We start from the raw sequence: 928 nt of genomic DNA on the forward strand, positions 1-928 counted from the left end.
AGAAGCTTTGCCTACTGTCAGATCTGACAGTTCTTACCAACGGTCCCCTCACATCCCCTCCAACTCCGCCATCAAATCACTCAACCGATCCACCTTCTCTGCGCTGATCTCATTCGCCGCCAACCCAATCGATATACTCGACCAGACACATGCATGGGCAGGTATTGTCGGCGCAGAAGGGGAAGAATTTGGGGCCGAAATAACGCCTTCATTTAAGGTCAGCAAAGTGTCCGCATTGCGCCGACACTTCAGTTTCACTCACTCTTGGCATGAACAAACACCGGCCGCGACACCAAAAGCTCCTTCTCCTCAATCTGCTGAACTGCGAACTTCAACACTGCAATCCAAACGAGGAAGTCACGCCACTACCCTTCGATAAGAATATCCGTTATCGCGGGATCGTTCCCTGAGTCGCCAGCCGTTTCATGATTCACGATTTCCAACCGCATTGAGGGCCCGGTCGCGACAAAACTGCCGCGTAACGAAGTCCAGACGCCGTGCGTCGGGAAGGGTGTGACCGGTGTGATGGACAGATCACCAGCGGCGAGCGATAACCTGGGTGGAGTGCCCCATGGCGCGTAGTTGATCATGGCAATAAGGACACGGAAAGTATAGGTACGTCCAATGTCCAAATTCGTGAAGTCCTTGTACAACATGACACCTAGCGGAGTCGCAGGATAGCTGGTCATGTTGAACAAACAGGATTTACCAAACTGGATGCCGTCTCGCATCTCACCACCAGCCGCTGGCCCATCTTTCCAGCCATTGCGTTCCCCATTCGGAAATTGCGAAAAGTCACGCATAGCCTTACGGAACTCCAGATTTAGCACCGGAAAATCAATCGCATTGCCCACGACGCCACCTTTATCGGGCGTTGCTTTAAACGCAACGACCAACGGAGTGTTAGTACGCAGTTTTTCCAATTCTG

The 928-nt window shown here is 52.4% G+C and carries 1 protein-coding gene and 1 pseudogene; one reads left to right on the top strand and one right to left on the bottom strand.

Features of this window, described 5'->3' with window-relative positions; translation table 11 throughout:
- On the top strand, positions 1 to 379 hold a 379-nt coding region (locus tag ACZRMO_RS30220), incomplete at its 5' end, for a hypothetical protein (RefSeq protein WP_463975275.1).
- Here the strand turns inward: ACZRMO_RS30220 and ACZRMO_RS30225 are convergent.
- A pseudogene (locus ACZRMO_RS30225) lies at positions 366 to 928 on the bottom strand (hypothetical protein); the annotation flags it as partial. The gene ACZRMO_RS30220 and the pseudogene ACZRMO_RS30225 sit on opposite strands and share 14 nt — an antisense overlap.

The sequence above is a fragment of the Pseudomonas sp. B611 genome (assembly GCF_055407965.1).